Here is a 22,443-nt window from a genome sequence, read left to right as displayed (position 1 = left end):
AACTATTCGCTCATTTGTTCAATAGAAGAGGTTTCATTAACTGGAGCATGCCAATCCAGCACCCCATCTTGCATGGTGTACTGCTTATCCATTTTTAGCGCCAATTGATTATCATGAGTGACCACTAAAAATGCTGTACCAAAATCACGATTGAGCTGACGCATCAAATCATAAATTTCTAATGCGGTTTTTTGATCAAGATTTCCGGTTGGTTCATCGGCCAACACTAAGTCAGGCTCATTGACAAGCGCTCGAGCAATCGCCACACGCTGTCTTTCGCCACCAGACAGTTCAGATGGGCGATGATCTAAACGGTGACCCAATCCTACTTTCTCTAATACCGCCTGCGCCTTTTGTTTCGCGACATCCGCTTTTTGTTTACCGATCAATAAAGGCATAGCCACGTTTTCTAAGGCGGTAAAATCAGCAAGCAAGTGGTGAAATTGGTATACAAAACCAATATGTTGATTACGTAGCTTCGCTTGTTTATTACCAGATAAACGTAGCAGTGATTGTCCTAGGACGGTCACATCACCATTGCTGGCATCATCTAATGCGCCAAGGATATGCAATAACGTACTTTTACCTGAGCCAGAAGACCCAACAATGGCCAAAAAGTCACCTTTATTGATGGATAAACTCACCCCTTTCAGAACCTCTGTTTCAAGGTTACCTTCTTGGTAAGTCTTACTAATATTTTGACAGCTTAATAAAGGGTTCATAATTTATTGCCTTGTAACCACAAAGCTGCGCCAATCATCGCAGCTTTTAAGAAATAGTTATTCATAACGAAGCGCTTCCGCCGGTTTAACCGAAGCTGCGCGATAAGATGGAAATAAGGTTGCCAATAGGCTCAACCCAATAGCGAGAATAATCACAACCACAATTTGAAGCGGTTCAATAACCACAGGTAACTCCGTACCCGGCGCAAACAATGACAAACCAAGAGCATCCATCACGTTATTTAAGTTCGCCGCCAGTAAGGTTCCTAATAGGCCACCGACCAATGCACCAATCACCCCACTGCTCGCCCCCTGCACCATGAAAATCGCCAATATTTGATGATTCGACATGCCTTGGGTTTTCAAAATCGCCACTTCTGACTGCTTCTCCATCACCACCATGATTAAAGCCGAGATAATGTTAAAGGCAGCAACCGCGATAATAAGACCTAACATCAGCCCCATCATATTTTTTTCCATACGCACGGCTTGGAATAGCTCACCACGCTGATCGCGCCAATCTGACCAATACCATTTTTCAGGTAATAGTTTATTTTCACTCACTTGTTGAGATAAATCAGCGACCACAAATGGGTCGTCAAAAAACAATCGCCAGCCCGAAATACTATTTTTAGAGTATCGCAACAGGCGACCAGCATCTTCAATGTTAGTGACCATCAGCATGCCATCCACATCAGAGCCCGTGTTAAATATTCCTGCAACGGTAAAATTACGTTGGCTAGGAATGCGACCTAATGGGGTGAATTGACTCGCGTTCGTCACCATTAATCGCACTTTAGAGCCCACATTCACTTTTAATGTTCTTGCTAAAGTGTGACCTAAAAAGACGTGATAACTTCCCGGTGTTAATTGAGAAACTTGTCCCATCATCATGCGTTTCGCTATGGGATCTTGCTCTCTTGGTTCAATCCCTACCATCAAGCCTGCGCTTAATTTACTTGGGCTTTGAATAATCGCTTCGCTACGTACGATAGGAGAAATATCTTCAACGTGGGGAATATTATGAAGAAACGCAGGAGGTGTTGCAGACATCGGAGTTTTATCTTCGGCTTGGGAGATCACGGCTTGAGGAAGCACGCCCAAGATTTTTTGTTTTAACTGGCCTTCAAAGCCATTCATTACCGACAGTACGGTAACAAGAGATAGCACACCGATGGAAATGCCGGCTGTCGACATATAAGAGACAAATCGGCTAAATTTATCGCCTGATCGACCTTTCAAATAGCGCAAACCAATATAGGCCGAAACTGGGTGAAACATTCCAACAATCCCTGAATATAAATAATGAAACCGGAGCATATACCCAAGTAACTTCACGGTGCAAGTTTCAGCAAAAATAAAACAAACTTCTGACGAACGACGGTGATAAATTGATTAAAAAACAACAATTGAGCACATTCCCTTGATTAGTTAGCCTACATGGCGATAATCAAAACATTCAAAGTGCTACCCGCTATCGTTAGCACCACATTCAATTTATAAAAGCCTAATCGAATTATGTCTGAATTATCATCTAGATCAGCGTCTTCTCTCTTGCAACTGCCGCTTCCAACGAAAGCGGGTGACAAAAAGCACATAGGCCAATTAGTCGGTGGATCACTGGCGCTGTCTATCGCAGAGCTTACCGAGCAGCATTCTGGGGTGACATTACTTGCCGTACCCGATCCACAAATAGCAATAAAGCTTCAGCACGAAGTCAGTCAATTTACCTCTCATTCAGTCTCTTTATTTCCTGACTGGGAAACGCTTCCATACGATAATTTTTCTCCTCATCAAGATATTATTTCTGATCGTATTGCGCAGCTATATCAATTACCAACGCAAAAAAACGGTTTGATCATCGTTCCAATTAGCACTTTGCTGCAGCGTCAATCTCCAAAAGAGTTTCTCCTCAAAACCACATTAATGGTCAAAAATGGCGACTTATACTCGCTTGAGAAATTGCGTTTGCAACTCGAAAGCTCAGGCTACCGCCATGTTGATCAAGTCTTTGGTCCAGGTGAGTACGCCAGTCGCGGTTCAATTATTGATCTATTCCCAATGGGATGTGATAACCCATATCGCATCGATTTCTTTGATGATGAAATCGATAGCATCCGTACCTTTGATGCCGAAACTCAGCGCACCATTGAAGATATTCAAGAAATCCGCCTATTGCCCGCTCATGAGTTCCCTACAACAGAGGCCGCAATAGAAGATTTCCGTATTCGCTGCCGTCAACGTTTTGAAGCTCGTCGTGAGCCTGAATCGGTTTATATGCAAGTATCGAAAGGGACTTGGCCTGCCGGTATCGAATATTGGCAGCCTCTCTTCTTTGAACATACCGATACGTTATTCGATTACTTACCAGATAACGCATTACTGCTGACTCTTGGTGAATTAGAAAAAAGCATCGATACTTTTTTAACCGATGCCGAATACCGTTTTGACCAACGCAAAGTCGACCCTCTGCGCCCACTGCTTGAACCACATGAATTATGGTTAAAAAAAGATGAGTTATTTGGTTACTTTAAGGCAATGCCCCAAGCAGCACTGTCGATTGAGCCGGTTGAAGAAAAATCTGGCCGTACCAATATCTCGGTTAGCCTACTGCCTAATTTACACGCTCAGCATCAATTAAAAGAGCCATTGGCCGCGCTACGACAATACCTTGAACAATACTTAGCGAATAATCCGCAAGGTAAAGTCATCTTTTCCGTCGAGTCAGAAGGTCGTCGTGAAGCGCTAAATGAATTATTAAGCCCGATAAAAGTTAAACCCAAAGAGTGTGATAACCTTTCTCAAGCTTTAGCTTCAAAGCAAAAATACTCGCTGGTTTTGGGGTCAACAGAACATGGTTTTGTTCATCATTCGCCTGATTTTGTGTTTATTTGTGAAAGCGATGTTCTTGGTGATCGCGTTATACAACGCCGTAAAAAAGATCGTAAAGCGGTCAATAGCGATACTGTCATTCGCCACCTTGCTGAACTCAAGCCCGGTCAACCGGTCGTGCATTTAGATCACGGTATCGGTCGTTATATCGGTTTACAAACATTAGAAGCTGGTGGACTCGCCACAGAATACGTCACCCTTGAATACTTAAATAATGCCAAATTGTATGTTCCAGTATCATCACTAAATCTAATCAGCCGCTACTCAGGTGGCGCAGAAGAAACCGCACCATTACATAAATTAGGTAGTGATGCGTGGAATAAAGCTCGTCAACGCGCAGCTGAAAAAGTCCGCGATGTCGCCGCAGAACTACTCGATGTATACGCCAAACGTGAAATCAAAAAAGGCTTTAAGTTCATTCACGATAAAGAGCAATACGCGCACTTTAAAGCGACCTTCCCGTTTGAAGAAACCGATGATCAGTCGATGGCAATCAATGCCGTGTTGTCTGATATGTGTCAAGCCAAGGCCATGGATAGACTCGTGTGTGGTGACGTTGGTTTTGGTAAAACCGAAGTAGCCATGCGCGCGACATTCCTTGCGGTTGATAACAGCAAGCAAGTGGCGGTACTGGTGCCAACCACCCTACTTGCTCAACAGCATTTTGAAAACTTCCGTGACCGCTTTGCCAACCTACCCGTACGCGTTGAAGTGTTATCGCGCTTTAAATCCGCTAAAGAACAAAAGCAGATTTTAAGTGATATCACGGAAGGTAAAGTCGATATCATTATCGGTACCCATAAACTGTTGCAAGATGACATTAAATTCCGCGATCTCGGTTTATTAATTGTCGATGAAGAACACCGTTTTGGCGTACGCCAGAAAGAAAAAGTCAAAGCGATGCGTGCTGATGTGGATATTCTTACCCTCACCGCAACGCCGATTCCTCGCACTTTGAACATGGCAATGAGTGGCATGCGAGATCTATCGATTATTGCCACGCCACCAGCACGACGTTTAGCTATTAAAACCTTTGTCCGCCAAAGTGAAGATAGTGTGATTCGCGAAGCAGTACTGCGTGAGATCATGCGCGGTGGTCAAGTCTATTTCTTACATAACAATGTCGAAACTATCGAAAAAGTTGCCGAAGATTTAGCTAAATTGATTCCAGAAGCTCGTGTGATCACCGCCCACGGACAAATGCGTGAACGTGAACTCGAAGGCATCATGAACGATTTCTACCATCAGCGCTTTAATTTGCTTGTCTGTACGACGATTATCGAAACAGGTATCGACGTTCCAACGGCCAACACCATTATTATGGATCGCGCTGACAAACTCGGTTTAGCACAATTACACCAGTTACGTGGTCGTGTTGGTCGTTCACATCATCAAGCCTATGCGTATTTATTAACACCACATCCAAAAGCCTTGAGCAAAGATGCGGTGAAACGTTTAGATGCGATTGCCTCATTAGAAGATCTCGGCGCAGGCTTTACGCTGGCTACTCACGATTTAGAAATTCGTGGCGCGGGTGAATTACTCGGTGATGACCAAAGTGGACAAATTCAATCTGTCGGCTTCTCGTTATATATGGAAATGCTAGAACAAGCGGTCAATGCGTTAAAAGAAGGCAAAGAATTGTCATTAGACGAACTTTTACGTGAACAAACTGAGGTAGAATTACGCTTACCGGCATTGCTACCGGATGACTACATTCCCGATATTAATACCCGTTTGTCTATGTATAAACGCATCGCCAGTGTCGATAATGAGTCTGAATTAGCGGAGATGAAAGTCGAGCTAATTGATCGATTTGGCACACTGCCTGATGCAGCAAAAAATTTATTGGTTATCGGTGAAATGAAACTTCAAGCTGCTAGAATAAAAGCGAAAAAAATTGAAGCTCATGACAAAGGTGGTTTTATTGAGTTTTTACCAACAGCAGATATTAATCCTGCATTTTTGGTACGCTTGCTTCAATCATCACCGAAAAAATTTGCAATGGAAGGCCCCACTAAGTTCAAGTTTACTGTACCATTAGTGGATAGACGTGAACGAGTCAGCTTCATCAATGATTTACTGGCGGAGTTTCAACAAAATCGTTTACCGAAAGTTGGCTAACGATATACCCACACCATTTTATTAGCTAAGGTGTTTTCTCAATAAAAGCGCCTTTGATTACGGAGTAACAATGAAAAAACTGATTATATTCCTATTGGTTTTTGTTTCATTACCAAGCTTTGCACGATCTTTTGATATTGAAATGATCATCTTTAAGCGCAATGTGGACCCATCGCAAGTGAACGAGTCTTGGCCACAAAACTTAGAGCCAATCAATTTTGAGCGTGCTTTTTCATATCGCGATAGCAATATGATGTCAGCCCATCGAGCTAGCTTACTTCCGAGTGGCTATTATCAATTAAACCGCCAATATGAAGCATTAGACCGACATGCTGGTTTTAAACCACTTGTGCACGTCACTTGGCGTCAAAATGATCGTGGTGAAAGTACGTCTCCAGTTCTTCATATTCAAGCAGGCAAAGACTTTTCAGGTCAATTTGCTCCCAACGGTCGTTCTCTAAAAGATATTGCCGCCGATGGAACACCAACCTCCATTGAAAAAAACCCATTATATGAGCTAGATGGTACGGTTCAGGTGTATGTTCAGCACTACTTATACTTAAAAACAAACCTAGACTTACGTATTCCTGGCCAAAATGAAGTTGTGTTACAAGACTCTGTGATTGACCCATCAAATGATAATAGTGATGATGAAGTTCAAGTCGGCAACTTAGAACCAATCAAGCCAAAAGTGGAAGTACAAGATTTCTTGAACCGCTATCGTATGCAACAAAAAAGACAAATCAGGAGTGGTGAAACGCACTACTTAGATAATCCATTTCTAGGTGTGATTATCCAAATCCGTAAAGTGTAATTTCATTGCACGACAATTAACAAAGAGGCCACGATGGCCTCTTTTTAGTTATAAGGCATATTATGACCCCAAACCATACCTTGCTAACGCCTAGACTCAAACTCCGCATGATTCGGCCGGAAGAAAATCAAGCCTTTTCCTCTGCCATTCAATCCTCCCCTTCCTTATATCCTTGGCTTGACTGGTGTCATCAAAAATTCAGCATTGAAGAAGCAACCGATTTCATCATGCATACTCGCTTAAACTGGATAAAAAACAATGCCTATGGCTTCGGTATTTATCATAATAAATCCAATGACTTTATTGGTATGGTGGCATTAACCGAGCTTTCTCCTAGCTTCAACATGGGAGCGATTGGCTATTGGATTTGCGATCATCACCAATTCAAAGGTTACGCCAAAGAAGCGATTGTCGCGCTAATCCATTTCTGTTTTAGCGAATTACATTTAACTCGTCTTGAGTGTATTTGTGACCCTGATAATCTTGCGAGTCATCATGTGGCGCTGAATTGTGGTGCTGAAAAAGAAGGGTTAGCGCGTAATCGCTACTTATTCGATGGTAAACCGAAAGATGGCGTCGTATTTTCGTTTATTCCTGATTCATATTCGCGCTAGTTGCAATGGAGTAAACACAAAAAAGCCCATCACAACGATGGGCTTTCACTTTTCAATGATTCGTTGGCTATCACTATTAATGTAGTTTTAAATTTGGACGTAACACTCGGTTAATTCGTCCTACCAACATCATCAAGCCAGTTTTAAAGCAGCCGTGTAACGCGACTAAGTGCATGCGATACAGAGAAATGTAGACCACACGAGCAATACGCCCCTCGATCATCATTGAGCCTTTCGTTAGGTTACCCATTAAACTACCAACGGTAGAAAAACGACTTAACGAAACCAGAGAGCCATGATCTTTATAAGTATAAGACTTCAGGTCATGTCCATTAATTTGAGCCACAATATTACGATAAGCTAAACTCGCCATTTGGTGAGCTGCCTGAGCTCGAGGTGGTACAAAAGAGCCATCTTTTTGCTGACAAGATGCCAGATCACCAATCACATAAATATCGTCATCACGTGTCGACTGCAATGTATCTTTCACTACTAGTTGATTGATACGGTTGGTCTCTAAACCTGCAATGTCTTTCATAAAGTCAGGTGCTTTGATCCCGGCAGCCCATACCATCAACTGAGCAGAAATACGTTCGCCATCTTTCGTAATAAGACCTTCTTCATCGGCTTGTGTAACCATTGTTGCAGTGCGAACATTCACGCCGAGCTTAGTTAACTCACTATGGGCAGCTGATGAAATTCTTGGTGGTAACGCAGGTAAAATACGCTCACCGGCTTCAATCAAGTTTACGTTTAATTTGCTTGAATCTAAATCTTCAAAACCATAAGTATGAAGTTCTTTAATCGCATTGTGTAATTCAGCTGAAAGCTCAACACCCGTTGCACCGCCGCCGACAATCGCGATATCCACTTTTCCTTCCCCATGTTTAGCATGGAGTTTTAAGAACAAGTTGTTCATTTCCTTACGGAAGCGATGCGCTTGTTCTGGGCTATCTAAAAAGATGCAATGTTCTTTAACACCAGGAGTATTAAAGTCATTCGATTTTGAACCAATGGCAAGGACAAGAATGTCGTATTCAATCTCACGACTTGGGATTAACAGGTCGTTGTTTTCATCGCAGATTTCACTTAGAGAGATAACCTTACGCTCACGATCAATACCGTCTAGACTTCCCATTTGAAAATCAAAATGGTGATTTTTAGCATGAGCACGATAACTTAAAGCATCAACACCTTCGTCTAAAGAGCCAGTTGCAACTTCATGTAATAATGGTTTCCATAAATGACTCGCCTTACGATCGACTAACGTAATGCTAGCGCGTCGCTTACGACCTAATGTTCGGCCTAATTTTGTTGCAAGTTCTAAACCACCTGCACCACCGCCGACTACAACGATTCGCATCATCTGACACTCCTAAATATTATAAAGATAAAATGTGCTCAGCCCGGCTAATGCCCAACTGATAAATTCTTCATGCTTTTCGATACTGTATGTTTCACCGACCAAGCTCAATAGCGCCATTGGTTACGGTCAACACTAAAAGGATCATCTTGAGAGATGTAAAAGTTGTGTGTATCGGTGAGTTCAAATTGTGAGACTAAACTCATTTTCATTCTATTTATTTTTGAAAATATCAAAAAATTTGATCTAGCTCATTATATCCAGACAAATATCAGGATCAATAGAAAGTCACAATTAATAAAAAAGAGCCCATGATTGGCTCCTTTTTATAGTAACAATTTATTTTCTGGCGCTTAAGCTTTCTTGAATGCTTTTATTTCCTGCAAATGGTGGGAGATTTTCTTAAACTTATGGGATTCAGAATCATCCCATACCACTTTGTAGTATGGTGATAATGCATCGAAAGTATCTTGGTTATTTCTAATTTCATCATGACGAGATAGGAAAACAAGACAATTATCTTTATTCTTCTCTCTATAATCTTTAATGCATTTTGTTGCGATATCTGAATACTCTTCCGGTCTATCAATACGCCCTTGCATATTCTCTTCAGGTGTTAAATTAGGATTAAAAATAGCCTGTTTGATACCACACAAGAAACCTATGCGCTCAGACCAATATCCGCCAAGGCCGACACCACAGATAAGTGGAGAAGGATCATCACTTTGATCGATAACTTTAGAGACTTCTTTAAGAAGGTGTTGCATATCATGCTTAGGGTGAAGTGTGCTGTAGTTGATAAAGCGAACATCTTCGTCGATGAATTGAAGCTGTAATACTTTTTCGTGATTCCCTGGGCTTGTGCTATCAAAGCCGTGTAAATAAATGATCATTGAACCATCCTCAGTTCTTATTCGATAATTTAATCTACCATGAATATTATGGTTTATTAATGAAGATATAAAGAAAAGTGACCTATATTCACCCTTAGATTAGAATCATTCCGATTCCAACAACTCTAACTGATGAACTAACACTTCAATCGCTTGCTTATCTGATGCGCGTTGATGCAAAGAAAAATTAACTTGATGCCATAGCAAAGCCATAAACCGTAAATAAGGTATCCACTCTTCGACAATAGCAAGAAATTGCCCCCTGTCCATATCTAAACGCCGAAGTTGCAGATAACACTCAACCGCCTCTTCAATATTCAATTGCTCAGCCAATATACTCGTCGCTAAATCCACAACAGGGCTCGCCATCGCGGCATATTCCCAATCAATCACCACAAGCTCTAAATTCGGCTTTTGGATAATATTATAGCTACCCAAATCAAAGTGGCAGAGACAAGGGGGAAAAGTGGATTCTGTGCGAGCTTTTAAATCATTATAGTGCTGACGAAAATTGTCGAACCAATGTTGATAACAAAGTGTTTTTTCTTGTTCAGGAATGGCTCGCCAATAGTTTTGTATACAAGATTGATAATCAAAAACAGGCAACAAGCATGCTTGAGGAATTGAGTATTGATGCAACGACGCGAGGCACTTCATTACCGAAAAAAGAAGCGTTTTGTTATGGTCAGTATTCAGAGTCCGACCATTAACCCATTCAACCAATAAGCCTTGCGTTAACAGCGCTTTCGCTTTCGGTGATGAATTAAAATCATCAAGCGCATTCAGCACATCGAATTCATTGACGCGATTAATCGAAAAGGATTGACTAGAAAGGGAATCTGGCCGCCATACATAATGACGACCACATGAGGTGGATATTTTCCAACACTGATTGGTTAATCCACCTTGTAATGGTTGGATATTGGTAATCGTTTCAGGCCACTCTGCTTGCAGTTGTATTAAGCTTGGGTCTTGCTTAATGTATTCTTTTAACAAACTCGTGGCCTTCTCAAATGACTTACCAACTCACAAATTACATGCCAAAGAAGCTTTTCGATTCTTGTTTACGGATTTCAGTTTCGTCAGCCCATTCGATAAGGCCTGTTTTTAAATCCATTAAACGCATGGTCATTTTGTAATAAACATCTTTATCACTACCCGCTTCTTTTACGATGCTAGATAGGTTGCCGTATAGCATATATTGAGCACCCATCATTTGGCCAAACTTAATTGCGCTCGTTTGGTCAACAAGTTCATCGTTATTTTGGAAGTTAAGTTGTTTGCGAACATCTTCTACTTTTGTCATATCAACAAAACGGAACTTACCTGAGTTCAACATTTTGGTACTTACTGAGTCAGTAATCGACTCTGTATCAATATGCTCGCTTGTTTTATTGCGAATGCTATCCACATAAGCAATCGGACGACCTTGAATCGCCGCGACAGAGCCAGAAGAAAGCATACTATCAACCATATCGTTGGCGATTTTTTGCAAGTCTGTCGAGCCAAAATCTACCGTTGTTGTTTCAGCTGCATTCGCGTCGCCATACTGAACTTTATTAGAACAACCACCTAAAATGACCGCCAAACCTAATAATGCAATTGCCGTTTTCTTCATGTGTTACTTCCTTTGATTAATCTTGTGGGCGAATTTGAATACGGAAATCGGTCGCATTCGGATTCACTGACACTTCACTTAATGTTATTGATTCATAACCACGCAGGACAAATTGACGCCAAGCACCTTGCTTTGCGTTCACTTCTAACCCTTGATCGTCGTACCAATAAAAACGATATTGTAGAGTCTGTGTGTCTTGAGAGTTATTGGTAATTTTCACCAAACCGCGAGTGTTACCATTATTTTCCTGTGTATCAATACTATTAATAGACAGGTCATCATCTAACGCAGAATCACTGTATAGCACTTGTTGACTCGCACTATCAATTCGCAAGCCTGCTGTATTGCTGCTTGAACATCCTGCTAATGCTACTACGCCTAAGCCAGCGACTAACCATTTCTTCATCGAATTGCTCCTAATTGTTTGTGCCACATTGTCACAGCATTCCCTTGGCGTGAAACCCAGACAAATATACGTTGGTTTTCTTTAATATCGAGAGCATATTGTTTACCCCCTGCGGAAATCGTGTGTTGGCCTGCTGTCAAATATTCACTACTGCTAAAAACTTGAGCCGGTAATGTTTGCCAGCTACGAGTATCCGGTTGCTCTGTCACAATATTCCAGATATTCACTAAAGCATTTGAGATGCCTGAATCATCCGCCTTATTCGCTTGGTGTCTTAACTGATCTTTAGTATATAACCTTAGACCCTGTTTAAGAACCATCGCAGGAATTCGTTCACTTAAATCATTCTGAGCCATCAAATTGGTATCCGCCAAAATACTGGCCGACAACGCTTGATTATCTAACATCGCAGGCGGAAAGCTTTGCACTTTGACATTTTGATAAACCGGCAAGGCAACACTATAAAATCTAGTCGTACCTGAACTGCTCCAAATCGGCAATGATAAACGCCAATTACCACGCTGAGCAACGACGCCACGCTCATCAACCACAATAATTTGTCCATAACCTTGTGGAGCAGGTTTAGGTTCGCCATATTGCTTAATCAACGAGTCTAGATCTTGTCGCATTCCTAATCGTTTTGCGACACGAATGGTCGAATCAATAATTTCACGATTATTTGGATTGACGGCTAAAGCCCGCTTATAGTCGATATAGGCATCATTCAGTTGGTTATCCGCTTCAAATAATACCGCAGATAAATACAACAAATAGCCATTTTGCACCGCTTGTAATGTTTTACCTGCATCTGGGTATCGAGAAAGGATACTTCCTAGATTCGGTTTAGCACCGCTATTAGCCATTTTTTGTTGGGCATCTTTTAACTCCTCTTCCCGACGTTTTTTTGCTCTTTCTTGCACTTGATTGGCACGGCGCATTTCAACCAAAGCGCCTTGCAAATCATTTTTTTGTAGATAATTTAAACCTAGGTATAAATGTAAGTATCCCAGCTCATAATCTGCAGGATCATACGTGGTTAAGTTATCATTAGTGGCGAGCGAACCGATTTGATTCGCCCCTTCAGAAACAGAGACCGTAGCTCGTGCTGAGAGTACACCAACCGCTTTATCACTCAATTGAAACGACGTAAAACTATTCGGGTAATTTTCCGCAAGAAACGAGACTCGCCCCTTCTCCATATTACTTAAAATTGGTCCACCGACTTCGGACTCTGCCAGTTCCGATTCCGCGCTTTTATAATCTCCACGCGTAACGTCTTTATACATATCTTTATTCTGAGCAGAATAATGACTAAATAAATTTCCTGCAGACAAATTAGCACAGGCATTTAATGTCAAACTGCAAAAGACCGCTAAGCTAACTTTTACAACTTTACGCCAAGGCGTTACATCCATGTTTTTTAAAGTTTTAATTTGCATGGTTTAATCATTTTTACTGTGATTCAGCCGCTTGCACACGCCTAAAACGGAATGGATGGAATAATTAGTTGACCAACATAGGCCCTAAAGGCTCACCACCGACTAAATGCATGTGGATATGATAGACCTCTTGACCGCCATGCGCATTGCAATTCACAATAAGACGATAGCCTTTATCGGCAATTCCTTCTTGCTTAGCCAGTTTCTTCGCAACGGTAAATAAACGCCCCATCACCAATTCATCTTCTTCTTCGATATCATTGATTGTTGGAATTAATTTATTAGGAATGATCAAAATATGGCTTGGCGCTCGAGGACTGATATCACGAAAGGCAGTGACAAGCTCATCTTGATATAACATGTCAGAAGGGATTTCTTTATTGATGATCTTAGTAAATATTGTTTCTTCAGCCATTTTTATGTCTTCCTAGCTACCGTTATACATGGGTTTATCGTAAGCAACAGCACAGATAGATATTGATGTCACTTAAGTCTATCAGTATGCGCCAAGCATCGTGATATAACAATATTTTCTCTCTCTCAACATAGATTTAGAGTGCTGATATTCCAAATGAAAATAATTTAAATATGGAACCTACCCCCTCTTTTACAGTCTAGTAATACAGTGGCTACATAATGTTTATTGCCTGCATAGTGTCCGTCACACGAATAATATGGCGATGGCATTAATTGCCCCCTTGTTATTATATGAATTGAGCCACATATTAAAGATGAGACCTGCATCACTGAAGTTCTCTTTCTTTAAACATTTGAATCTATTTTCAATGTAATTTTGTCGGCCCAAACCTTCGATTACTTACCTTTCCTGTGTCGCGTCTCAAATGCATACACACTGAAGGTTAGTAATTGATTTTATCCGAAACAACTATTAGCGATGTACGCTAACCAAGGAATTAAGATGGCGATTCATATTGGAATCATAGATCAAGATCCAGTTCGTTTAATCACCCCCCTTTTAGATAACCGTTCTGAATGTACTCACATGGCATTTATTGGTGATAATACTCAACTGGATATGTACTACCGACTACAACAAGTCCTTGAATCTCGAAATATCAGCTCTGAATTTTTCGAAATACCGAGTACGGTCAACACGTCCGCTATCAAGCAAACCGTTAAGCTGCTAGTTGAACAATTATCCTCTCGTAAAGAACAAATATATCTAAACGCCAGTTGTGGGCTAAGGCACCGATTGTTATCCGTTTACGAAGTTATTCGTAGTTACAACTGGCCTATTTTTGTTGTTGAACCTTCAAGCGATAGTTTGTGTTGGCTTTATCCAAACGATCTTCCTGGGCAACAAGTACAAGACCATATAAAAATCAGCGATTACTTAACTATTTTTGGGGCTCGTAGTGAGTTTCCAACCAATGAAATCCCAGCCCCTTTAGATGCTAAGTTGCACGAATTGGGCAAACGCTGGGCAAGTAATGCATTAGAGCTTGGCCCTGGCCTTGCTACGTTAAACTACCTTGCAACAACCTGCCGTAAAGAACAAAAACTCGATGTTGCACTCACCGAGAAACAGCAAGGTTATAAGGAGTTAGACCTCCTTATTTCCGACTTGGTTGATATTCAATTAGCCACTTATAAAAATGGGGTATTAGAATTTTTTAATGAAGACGCTCGACGATTTTCTAATGGTGAATGGCTAGAAAACCTTGTGCATAACACGGTTCGTGAAATTCAAGATGAACTACCCACGATTCAAGACCATTCATTAAATGTGCAGGTTTACCGCGACAGCGGTGGCCGAGAAGTACGGAATGAATTGGATGTTGCCACCGTGGTGAACAACAAACTTCATATCATCGAATGTAAAACCAAAGGCATGCGTGATGATGGGGATGATACGCTTTATAAACTGGAATCTTTACGTGACCTTTTAGGCGGTTTACAAGCTCGCGCCATGCTAGTTAGCTTCCGACCAATGCGCCACAACGACATTTCTCGTGCACAAGATTTAGGTCTAGCGTTGATTGGCCCTGATGAGTTAAAAGATCTGAAGACTTACCTAACCACTTGGTTTAATGAAGCGGGTGGACAGGAAAAAAAGCTCTAAATTACAAACCATAAGTCAAAATAACGATAACCAATAATAGAAGAAAGCCCAGACAAATATTTGCTCTGGGCTTTCTGTTATCTACCGAAAATTAAAGCAGTTTTCTTGCCGCTGCTACAACCACTTCAATCGACTTAATTTCAGCTTGTTTCAACTTCTCATGATCCGGGATTTCATTTTGACTACGGTTCACGATGACTCCAGCAATACAACCGGCCTTCAAGCCTGAACTAGCACACATGGTCAGTAAGGTTGCCGATTCCATCTCATTAAGTTTAATACGCCCATTTCCTGCCACTCTTTCATTGAGCCTTGGAAACGTGAAACGACGCGACCTGAGAAAGTATCGTAGCGCTCCTGTCCTGGGTAGAAAGTATCGCTTGAAGCCGTTACACCAGTATGCACAGTACAACCTGATTCTGTCGCCGCTTGCTTCATCGCCGTTGCGACATCAAAGTCGGCTACCGCGGGGAATTCCATTGGTGCAAAGTGCAAACTAGCACCATCTAACCGAACAGAACCTGTCGTTACAATCATATCGCCAATATTTAAGTGTGGTTGAATAGCGCCAGTTGTCCCTACACGTAAGAAAGTACGAACACCCAATTGTGCTAATTCTTCAACGGCAATCGATGTTGATGGACCACCAATACCAGTAGAACAAATCACAACCGACTTACCATCTAGTTTCGCTCGGAACACAGTATACTCTCGTTGACTGGCCAAAAATTCTGGCTCATCCATCAACTTAGCAATTTTTTCAACTCGCGCAGGATCGCCAGGAATAATCGCTAACGTCGCGCCATTAAGGTCTTGTTTATTAACGCCTAGATGAAAAACATTTTGAGAATCTGTTGGTGCCATAATGTGCTCCTTACTTTTAAATCGAAAACTGTTTAGATAGAAAGATAAATTTGCTAAATCTTTTATGTGAAACCATTGGCGACACTTTAATTGAGAACACCAAACCATTAAGTGACAATAATCACAATACCATTGAAACAAAATGAATATAAAAGTCAGGAAAACGGTTTGCGTCACATAAAATAGAAATTCAACAGGCAATGACACCATATAAAAAAGGCCGCATCACCATGCGACCTTATCAGATTATGGGCTCATTGCCTAAAATCACAATGGATGTTTAAAACAATTATCCAGGTTATCACTGACTGCTTTTAAGACCTCTCGACGAGAAATTATACCAACGAGCTTTTTATTTTCGACCACTGGATACACTTTCGGCTTCCCTTCTTGCATCATATTGGCAAGCTCGATCACTGACATTTCAGGACTAATGGTCAAGGCATCCACTCGCATGCAATCACCAACAGAGTGTGTATCTTGACAATGGTAGCTGACTTGAATCAGCCGGTTAAGTAGGTCTTGTTCAGAAAGGAACCCTACTACTTCGTTTTTTTCATTTACAACAGGCCCACCAATATTGATGGCGTTCAATACTTTATCCAGTGCCGTAGATAACGTCATATCAACCGTGAATGTTACCGCTCTAGGGCGCATGTAATCTCGAACTTTTAATGATGGCATAAAGTACCCCTTGAGATTGTTATCGTTATAATTACTTATCCGCTTACATCTAAGTGTCGCCTAATTTCTTGATTTTACTAAATGGAATTTGCCAATTTTATTAATAGACTATGCCAATGGGTGATCCGTCTCTCGGATTCCATCGGCATAGACTCTACTTATTTACTTTTTTCGGGTCTCATTTACCGGAGAGAATTGATAAAGCTCAGGACGACGGTGTTTCAAGTTGGTCACAGAGCCTTCGCTATGCAGCAACTTTAATTTTGATAAATCCACATCGGCGTAAATCATCATTTCAGTATTAGGATCCGCTTCCGCAATGATGGCATCATGAGGGAAGTAAACATCCGACGGCGAGAATACGGCCGATTGTGCATATTGAATATCCACATTATCAACACGAGGTAAATTCCCGACGCTGCCGCTAATCGCCACATAACATTCATTTTCAATCGCGCGAGCTTGAGCGCAAATACGAACGCGTAAATAGCCATTTTTGGTATCAGTCCAGAATGGTACAAACAAAATTTGCACTCCTTGCTCCGCTAACATCCGACCCAACTCTGGGAATTCCACATCATAACAAATCAAGATACCGACTTTACCTGCATCCGTTTCAATCACTTTGACTTTCTCGCCACCTTCAATCACCCAATCCCATTCTTCATGAGGGGTAATATGAATTTTGTATTGTTCCTCAATGCTTCCGTCACGGTGTAACATGTATGCAACATTGTACATCTTTCCATCTTGCTGTACCGGTAAGCTACCGGCAATGATATTGATGTTATAAGTCACCGCAAGATGTGAGAAACGCTGAATAATTTCATCCGAATATTCACTGAGATAACGCATCGCTTCAACAGAACGTAAATCCGGCGCGAGCCCCATCAAAGGCGCACTGAAAAACTCAGGGAATAAAGCAAAATCAGATTGGTAATTTGCGAGAGAAGTAATAAAGAATTCAGCTTGATTGACTAAGTCATCGAGTGACATGACATGTCGCATTTGCCATTGCACTACCCCAATTCGAACAATACTTTTTTCGGTTGCATGAATAGAGTCAACCTCTTCTTCATAAAAAATATTATCCCACTCAAGTAAAGTGCCATAACCTTGTGATTTCTCATCTTCAGGTAAGTAGCCACGCATCAAGCGCTTAATATCAAAATCATTGGAAAGCTGAAATGACAAGATAGGATCGTGGATTTCTTGGCGTTTGACCTTTTCGATATATTCACTGACTCTCATTTGATCAGAATATTTCTTAAAGCCCGGAATTCGGCCGCCAGTCAAAATTGCTTTTAGGTTATTGGCGCGACACATCTCTTTACGCGCTTCATATAAGCGACGACCTAAACGTAAGCCTCGGTAATCAGGGTGCACAAAGACATCTAAACCGTATATTGCGTCACCCTTAGGGTTATGCTGAACAACATCGTTGGCATTAACCAAATCGCTGTTCTTATGCGGCAAGCTAAAGCGGCTATAATCCACTTTCATCGTCAACGCCGCACCAATCATTTTTCCACTGTCTTCAATACAGATTTGCCCATCGGGAAATTGGGTAACCAAATCCATAATCGTTGACTCCGGCCAAGCCCCACCCACATCAGGAAAGACCAGATCCATTAAGGCCGCCAATTCTTCGTAATCATCAGGAGTAAGCGTTCGTAAATTTAACAGCGGTGTATTATTTTCATCCATAAATTTTTTGCTCCTTAATCAAACTTAACTCCATTATGCGTCTTCCATTGATAAATTCTAGCCCTACTCCCCATATTCTTTGCCAAATGCATACCGAATATATCGAAAGTAATTGGAGTTGCAGTGAAGCGATAAGTGATTGAAGTCCCATGAGCATAGACGCCTATTCGATTGGAGTGAATGAAGGCGATGAACAAAGCCGCAGCTTCAAGTACGACGGGGATAACATTAATTTCCAACAATATTGCAACTAGTGGTTATTATTCAATCATCGCTTTGCTATCATGCACTTATCTAATTACCCATGCCTCCCTTTTAGAACCTTATGAAAAAAATGCTCTATTCCCTTTTTCCGGGGAATCAACCAGATCAAACTTCGGTGTCTTTGCTCTTTACCTGCTTTTTTGTCGGTATTGCAGGGGCATTCACTATGCCTACCATGAGTTTGTTTATCTCCGAAGAAGTTGGCGCTCGGCCTTTCCTCATCGGAGTATTTTTCATGGTCATGACAATTTCAGGGGTATTGGTCAGTCAGGTGATTGGTTGGTGGTCAGATCAAGGGGTGGATCGAAAAAAGCTTATTCTGATCTGCAATATGATGGGCGCGATAGGATTTATCGTTTTTGCATTTAACCGTAATTATTGGATTTTATTGGCGACATCGGCCATTTTTGTCAGCACGACATCCGCTTCAATCCCACAAGTATTTGCACTTGCCAGAGAAATTTTAGACCGGAAAACCCATACTTCTGAAACCTTTAGTTCTCTGCTCAGAGCGCAAATCTCTCTCGGTTGGGTCATAGGCCCCCCGATTGCCTTTTTCATCGCCACTGGCATCGGTTTTACTCAATTATTCTTACTCGCGGCAAGCATGTTTATCATTTTATGTTTAGTCGCTCATTTTGCGTTACCACAAATTGAACCAACACCGAAACAGAACCAATTTGATCCTAGTGACTCGATCTGGCGTGATAAGAACATTTTGCTGCTCGCTTTGTCATTCGTATTTATGTACTGCTCCAACAACATGTACATCATTAGCATGCCGTTATACATCACCCATGAAATGAATTTAGATTCATCGGCGGCAGGTATTATGATGGGAACCGCCGCCTTTATTGAGATCCCAATCATGCTATTAGCGGGTCGTTATGCGTTGCGTTTTGGTAAGAAGAACATTATTTCCGCAGCCGTGCTTGCAGGTAGCCTGTTTTATATCGGGATCATAGTAAATACGAGCTACATCGGCTTTGTGTTATTGCAGTTTCTCAATGGCATTTTTATTGGTGTAACTGCCGCTCTCGGCATTTCATACTTCCAGGATTTAAAACCGAAAAAAATGGGACAAATAACGACGCTCTATTCCAATGCAATCAAAACGGGAGGCGTTTTAGGCGGTGTTTTTGCCGGTATCATTGCCGATATTTACAGCTTTCAAATGGTATTCTGGGCATCTTTAGTGTTAAGTATCTTATCATTCATCACCATATTAACGGTACGTGATAAATAAGTTTCTCACTAAAATGGCAAGCTCCGGCACAAGATCAAAAAAAGCTCTACTAGGATCAGTAGAGCCTTTTTAAGACCCAAATAAGCCAAACTCAAGCAATCACATTCACGACTAAGCGACTGCTTTATTTGTACTTCGACTCTTAGACTCTTAATTGATGCGTAGCCAATTGATGACTACTTGCTTCGCTTTGTACATGTTCTCATCTGCCGCACAATCAAGTTATCGATGTTGCCATTGGTATCAGGAAACATTCTGCCCTACCAACACTCAACGTCACCTCTTATCCCCCTCTTATGTAAGCACATTTTTTATATGGTTTATCTTCGGGAAATATTTAGTTACATTGATATAGATTAAGTTTTTAAGGATCGTTTTATGAGAAAGGCACTGGTTGTAGAAGGCGGCGCGATGCGAGGTATTTTCTCCGCAGGAGTTTTAGACCAATTCATTGATAGCAGCTATCAACCGTTTGAGTTTTGTATCGGTGTTTCTGCCGGTTCAACCAGCTTAGCCTCATGGTTATCACAGCAAAAACGCCGAACTTATACCGTCATTACTGATTATTCTTGTCGACCTGAATTCATCAGTTTTAAGCGTTTTATCCGTGGTGGGCACTGGCTTGATCTTGATTGGTTGTGGGATATCACCATTGATGAAATTCCAATTAATATCAATGATCTACATAGCCAGCCTATTCCACTATATGTGGTCACAACCGACATTCATTCCGGTCAGGCACATTACATTCAATCAACCCCAGATAATATTATCGAATTACTAAAAGCGTCTTGCTCTGTACCACTTGCTTATCGTGATTATCCAGTGATTGATGGCATACCGATGACGGACGGTGGTGTCGCTGATTCAATCCCGGTAGAACAAGCCTATAAGATGGGGGCAAAAGACATTACGGTCATTTTATCTCGCCCACTCGGTTATCAAAAAAAACCATCCAAAGCGCCTTGGCTAACGCGCAAATTTTTAGCCAGTAACCCACAATTGGCAGAAGCGGCGTTAAAACGTGCTGAGAATTACAATAAAAGCATCGAGTTTATTCAATCTCCACCAAAAGATTGCACCATACATGTGATTGCCCCACCGGATGATTTTCCTGTTGGGCGCTTAACAAAAAATAAAGACAGGCTCGATATTGGGTATCAAATGGGCATACAAGCGGCGAAAAACGCCATGGACAACCTTGACGGCTCGTTAACGCCAAAAAGATAAACCAATTTATTACTTCACTTATTCAAGGATGATTATGAACCTTCGTAGCGTATGTCTCATCTTGTTAGTCGTGCTTGTCTGGGGGATTAACTTTGTCATCATCAGTGTCGGTGTGAAAGAAATTCCACCTTTTTTTATGGCGGGTTTGCGTTTTGTTTTTGTAGCCTTTCCTTTGGTCTTTTTTCTACCTAAACCAGCGATACCCTATCGTTGGTTAGTCGCTTACGGCCTTACCATTAGCTTTGGTCAGTTTGCTTGTCTCTTCTATGCGTTATATATAGGGATGCCATCAGGACAAGCCTCATTGGTATTACAGTCTCAAGTATTTGTCACGGCCTTGCTTGGCGTCATTATTTATCAAGACAAACTGACGCTATTACAAGGTTTTGGCGGATTGCTTGCACTCACTGGAATTGGCTTATTATTATATGGCGTTTTAGACACCGACATTTCCATTCTGGGTTATTTATTTACCTTTGCAGCAGCCTGTTCTTGGGGCGTGGGTAACTTATGCAATCGCACCATCTCAACCCGCTATGAAGGCACAAGTATGATGCAACTGGTCGTCTGGGGAGCCCTCGTTCCGATTATTCCATTTTTCTCAATCAGCTATTTATTAGAAGACCACCAACAAATTATTTATGCGGTTTCTCACCCTACCTGGGTTGCGATCTTATCTCTGGCTTATTTAATTTTAGCGGCGTCTTTATTTGGTTATACGGTATGGGGAATGCTCATTTCAAAACACGGAACCGCTAATGTAGTTCCCTTTGCCCTATTAGTTCCAGTAGTCGGTCTACTTTCAGGTTGGGTATTCTTAGATGAAACTTTAAATATTAACCAAGCGGTGGGATGTGCGGTTGTCATTATAGGCTTGTGTATTTATTCATTTCATCAAAAGTTACGCATGGCGCTGATTCGCTCTCGCTAAGCGAACGTGAACAGATAAATTAAGCCTGTTATTTCACGCTTTTAGCAAAACGATATTGTATAACTCAGCGCTTAACTTTATCTTAAACACCCGTTTGACTTTTAAGGATAAGAGCAATGAATCACTTACTTGATGGTTTTCCTGTTGTAACAGAAATCCCGGTGGCTTGGGGTGAAATGGACGCACTACAACACGTGAATAATGTGACGTATTTTCGATACTTTGAAACCGCACGCATTGATTACTTCAAGCACATCGACTTAATGGAAAATATCGCCATCACTCAAGTTGGTCCCGTTGTCGCAGAAACCAGTTGTCGCTATAAAATTCCGGTCACTTTTCCAGATACCTTATTAGTCGGAACAAAAATCACTGACTTACAAGACGACCGTTTCACCATGAAATATCAAGTCGTCAGTAAGAAACTCAACAAAACCACTACCCTAGGCAGTGCAACCGTAGTGATGTTTGATTTCAAAACCAATCAAAAAGCAAATTTAACACCTGAAATTTTAGCGACGATTCAACAGTTAGAAAACCTACGTTAAT

Annotated in this window: 19 protein-coding genes and 1 pseudogene; 8 read left to right on the top strand and 12 right to left on the bottom strand. The window is 41.4% G+C overall.

Annotated elements, in window-relative coordinates; translation table 11 throughout:
- Positions 1-2: 2 nt before the first annotated feature.
- Together lolD and lolC are read right to left on the bottom strand one after the other, a co-directional pair.
- The gene (lolD, locus tag VRUMOI_RS05430; RefSeq protein ID WP_089138624.1) at positions 3-722 is read right to left on the bottom strand and encodes a lipoprotein-releasing ABC transporter ATP-binding protein LolD; all 720 of its coding nucleotides are present in this window, start codon (positions 720-722) and stop codon (positions 3-5) included.
- A gap of 57 nt (positions 723-779) precedes the next feature.
- On the bottom strand, positions 780-2,003 hold the full coding sequence (gene lolC / locus VRUMOI_RS05425) for a lipoprotein-releasing ABC transporter permease subunit LolC (RefSeq protein WP_089138623.1): 1,224 nt from the start codon (positions 2,001-2,003) through the stop codon (positions 780-782).
- 237 nt (positions 2,004-2,240) lie between these two features.
- Between lolC and mfd the strand changes: the two genes are divergently transcribed.
- The 3 genes from mfd (at position 2,241) to VRUMOI_RS05410 (ending at position 7,166) form a co-directional block, all read left to right on the top strand.
- Positions 2,241-5,738 carry a transcription-repair coupling factor gene (gene mfd, locus VRUMOI_RS05420; RefSeq protein ID WP_089138622.1) on the top strand — a complete coding sequence of 1,166 codons (3,498 nt, stop codon included), beginning with the start codon at positions 2,241-2,243 and terminating at the stop codon, positions 5,736-5,738.
- A gap of 70 nt (positions 5,739-5,808) precedes the next feature.
- A complete protein-coding gene (locus VRUMOI_RS05415) occupies positions 5,809-6,552 on the top strand; it encodes a peptidoglycan binding protein CsiV (RefSeq protein WP_089138621.1) in 744 nt (247 codons plus the stop codon).
- Between the two features lie 62 nt (positions 6,553-6,614).
- A complete protein-coding gene (locus VRUMOI_RS05410) occupies positions 6,615-7,166 on the top strand; it encodes a GNAT family N-acetyltransferase (protein ID WP_089138620.1) in 552 nt (183 codons plus the stop codon).
- A 76-nt stretch (positions 7,167-7,242) separates the two neighbouring features.
- Here VRUMOI_RS05410 and VRUMOI_RS05405 read toward each other — a convergent pair whose 3' ends face one another.
- The 7 genes from VRUMOI_RS05405 to hinT form a co-directional block, all read right to left on the bottom strand.
- Positions 7,243-8,532, bottom strand: a complete 1,290-nt coding sequence (locus tag VRUMOI_RS05405; protein ID WP_089138619.1) for an NAD(P)/FAD-dependent oxidoreductase — start codon at positions 8,530-8,532, stop codon at positions 7,243-7,245.
- A 350-nt stretch (positions 8,533-8,882) separates the two neighbouring features.
- Complete coding sequence (ycfP, locus tag VRUMOI_RS05400) at positions 8,883-9,422, bottom strand: alpha/beta hydrolase YcfP (RefSeq protein ID WP_089138618.1); 540 nt, start codon at positions 9,420-9,422, stop codon at positions 8,883-8,885.
- A gap of 105 nt (positions 9,423-9,527) precedes the next feature.
- The gene (locus VRUMOI_RS05395; RefSeq protein WP_089138617.1) at positions 9,528-10,418 is read right to left on the bottom strand and encodes a phosphotransferase; all 891 of its coding nucleotides are present in this window, start codon (positions 10,416-10,418) and stop codon (positions 9,528-9,530) included.
- 37 nt (positions 10,419-10,455) lie between these two features.
- Positions 10,456-11,040 (bottom strand): penicillin-binding protein activator LpoB, encoded by a 585-nt coding sequence (lpoB, locus tag VRUMOI_RS05390; protein WP_089138616.1) that lies wholly within the window; start codon positions 11,038-11,040, stop codon positions 10,456-10,458.
- Positions 11,041-11,056: 16 nt separating this feature from the next.
- Positions 11,057-11,446, bottom strand: coding sequence for a YcfL family protein (locus VRUMOI_RS05385; RefSeq protein WP_089138615.1), 390 nt, complete (start codon positions 11,444-11,446; stop codon positions 11,057-11,059).
- On the bottom strand, positions 11,443-12,885 hold the full coding sequence (locus tag VRUMOI_RS05380) for a COG3014 family protein (RefSeq protein WP_231897490.1): 1,443 nt from the start codon (positions 12,883-12,885) through the stop codon (positions 11,443-11,445). The genes VRUMOI_RS05385 and VRUMOI_RS05380 overlap by 4 nt, the downstream gene beginning before the upstream one ends.
- Positions 12,886-12,949: 64 nt before the next feature.
- Positions 12,950-13,300 (bottom strand): purine nucleoside phosphoramidase, encoded by a 351-nt coding sequence (gene hinT, locus VRUMOI_RS05375; protein WP_089138614.1) that lies wholly within the window; start codon positions 13,298-13,300, stop codon positions 12,950-12,952.
- A 504-nt stretch (positions 13,301-13,804) separates the two neighbouring features.
- On the opposite strand from hinT, the gene VRUMOI_RS05370 reads away from it, so the two are divergent.
- Positions 13,805-14,968 (top strand): Card1-like endonuclease domain-containing protein, encoded by a 1,164-nt coding sequence (locus VRUMOI_RS05370; RefSeq protein ID WP_089138613.1) that lies wholly within the window; start codon positions 13,805-13,807, stop codon positions 14,966-14,968.
- A gap of 91 nt (positions 14,969-15,059) precedes the next feature.
- Here VRUMOI_RS05370 and udp read toward each other — a convergent pair.
- The 3 genes and pseudogenes from udp to VRUMOI_RS05355 form a co-directional block, all read right to left on the bottom strand.
- Positions 15,060-15,832, bottom strand: a pseudogene (udp, locus tag VRUMOI_RS05365) (uridine phosphorylase).
- Positions 15,833-16,099: 267 nt separating this feature from the next.
- Positions 16,100-16,516: a CBS domain-containing protein gene (locus VRUMOI_RS05360; protein WP_089138612.1), complete on the bottom strand. Its 417-nt coding sequence runs from the start codon at positions 16,514-16,516 to the stop codon at positions 16,100-16,102.
- A gap of 162 nt (positions 16,517-16,678) precedes the next feature.
- Positions 16,679-18,223 (bottom strand): bifunctional GNAT family N-acetyltransferase/carbon-nitrogen hydrolase family protein, encoded by a 1,545-nt coding sequence (locus VRUMOI_RS05355; RefSeq protein WP_089138611.1) that lies wholly within the window; start codon positions 18,221-18,223, stop codon positions 16,679-16,681.
- Positions 18,224-18,548: 325 nt separating this feature from the next.
- On the opposite strand from VRUMOI_RS05355, the gene VRUMOI_RS05350 reads away from it, so the two are divergent.
- From VRUMOI_RS05350 to VRUMOI_RS05335, 4 genes are all read left to right on the top strand, one after another.
- The gene (locus tag VRUMOI_RS05350) at positions 18,549-19,733 is read left to right on the top strand and encodes a sugar efflux transporter (RefSeq protein ID WP_089138610.1); all 1,185 of its coding nucleotides are present in this window, start codon (positions 18,549-18,551) and stop codon (positions 19,731-19,733) included.
- A gap of 378 nt (positions 19,734-20,111) precedes the next feature.
- Entirely contained in the window at positions 20,112-20,963 is an 852-nt protein-coding gene (locus tag VRUMOI_RS05345; RefSeq protein ID WP_089138609.1) for a patatin-like phospholipase family protein, read from the top strand.
- Positions 20,964-20,997: 34 nt separating this feature from the next.
- Positions 20,998-21,894 (top strand): EamA family transporter, encoded by an 897-nt coding sequence (locus VRUMOI_RS05340; protein WP_162598342.1) that lies wholly within the window; start codon positions 20,998-21,000, stop codon positions 21,892-21,894.
- 116 nt (positions 21,895-22,010) lie between these two features.
- On the top strand, positions 22,011-22,442 hold the full coding sequence (locus VRUMOI_RS05335; RefSeq protein ID WP_089138607.1) for an acyl-CoA thioesterase: 432 nt from the start codon (positions 22,011-22,013) through the stop codon (positions 22,440-22,442).
- Position 22,443 lies beyond the last annotated feature (1 nt).

This window comes from Vibrio rumoiensis, from assembly GCF_002218045.2.
Classification (GTDB): Bacteria; Pseudomonadota; Gammaproteobacteria; order Enterobacterales; family Vibrionaceae; genus Vibrio; species Vibrio rumoiensis.
This window is presented reverse-complemented; position numbering and strand designations above follow the sequence as displayed.

Excerpts from the sequence above, each read along its gene's own strand:
- VRUMOI_RS05345 (WP_089138609.1), top strand. The coding sequence starts at position 20,112 with ATGAGAAAGGCACTGGTTGTAGAAGGCGGCGCGATGCGAGGTATTTTC.
- VRUMOI_RS05355 (WP_089138611.1), bottom strand. The coding sequence starts at position 18,223 with ATGGATGAAAATAATACACCGCTGTTAAATTTACGAACGCTTACTCCT.
- VRUMOI_RS05340 (WP_162598342.1), top strand. The coding sequence starts at position 20,998 with ATGAACCTTCGTAGCGTATGTCTCATCTTGTTAGTCGTGCTTGTCTGG.
- VRUMOI_RS05405 (WP_089138619.1), bottom strand. The coding sequence starts at position 8,532 with ATGATGCGAATCGTTGTAGTCGGCGGTGGTGCAGGTGGTTTAGAACTT.
- VRUMOI_RS05410 (WP_089138620.1), top strand. The coding sequence starts at position 6,615 with ATGACCCCAAACCATACCTTGCTAACGCCTAGACTCAAACTCCGCATG.
- VRUMOI_RS05380 (WP_231897490.1), bottom strand. The coding sequence starts at position 12,885 with ATGCAAATTAAAACTTTAAAAAACATGGATGTAACGCCTTGGCGTAAA.
- lolC (WP_089138623.1), bottom strand. The coding sequence starts at position 2,003 with ATGTTTCACCCAGTTTCGGCCTATATTGGTTTGCGCTATTTGAAAGGT.
- mfd (WP_089138622.1), top strand. The coding sequence starts at position 2,241 with ATGTCTGAATTATCATCTAGATCAGCGTCTTCTCTCTTGCAACTGCCG.
- VRUMOI_RS05385 (WP_089138615.1), bottom strand. The coding sequence starts at position 11,446 with ATGAAGAAATGGTTAGTCGCTGGCTTAGGCGTAGTAGCATTAGCAGGA.
- VRUMOI_RS05415 (WP_089138621.1), top strand. The coding sequence starts at position 5,809 with ATGAAAAAACTGATTATATTCCTATTGGTTTTTGTTTCATTACCAAGC.
- VRUMOI_RS05370 (WP_089138613.1), top strand. The coding sequence starts at position 13,805 with ATGGCGATTCATATTGGAATCATAGATCAAGATCCAGTTCGTTTAATC.
- ycfP (WP_089138618.1), bottom strand. The coding sequence starts at position 9,422 with ATGATCATTTATTTACACGGCTTTGATAGCACAAGCCCAGGGAATCAC.
- hinT (WP_089138614.1), bottom strand. The coding sequence starts at position 13,300 with ATGGCTGAAGAAACAATATTTACTAAGATCATCAATAAAGAAATCCCT.
- VRUMOI_RS05335 (WP_089138607.1), top strand. The coding sequence starts at position 22,011 with ATGAATCACTTACTTGATGGTTTTCCTGTTGTAACAGAAATCCCGGTG.
- VRUMOI_RS05360 (WP_089138612.1), bottom strand. The coding sequence starts at position 16,516 with ATGCCATCATTAAAAGTTCGAGATTACATGCGCCCTAGAGCGGTAACA.
- VRUMOI_RS05350 (WP_089138610.1), top strand. The coding sequence starts at position 18,549 with ATGAAAAAAATGCTCTATTCCCTTTTTCCGGGGAATCAACCAGATCAA.
- lolD (WP_089138624.1), bottom strand. The coding sequence starts at position 722 with ATGAACCCTTTATTAAGCTGTCAAAATATTAGTAAGACTTACCAAGAA.
- lpoB (WP_089138616.1), bottom strand. The coding sequence starts at position 11,040 with ATGAAGAAAACGGCAATTGCATTATTAGGTTTGGCGGTCATTTTAGGT.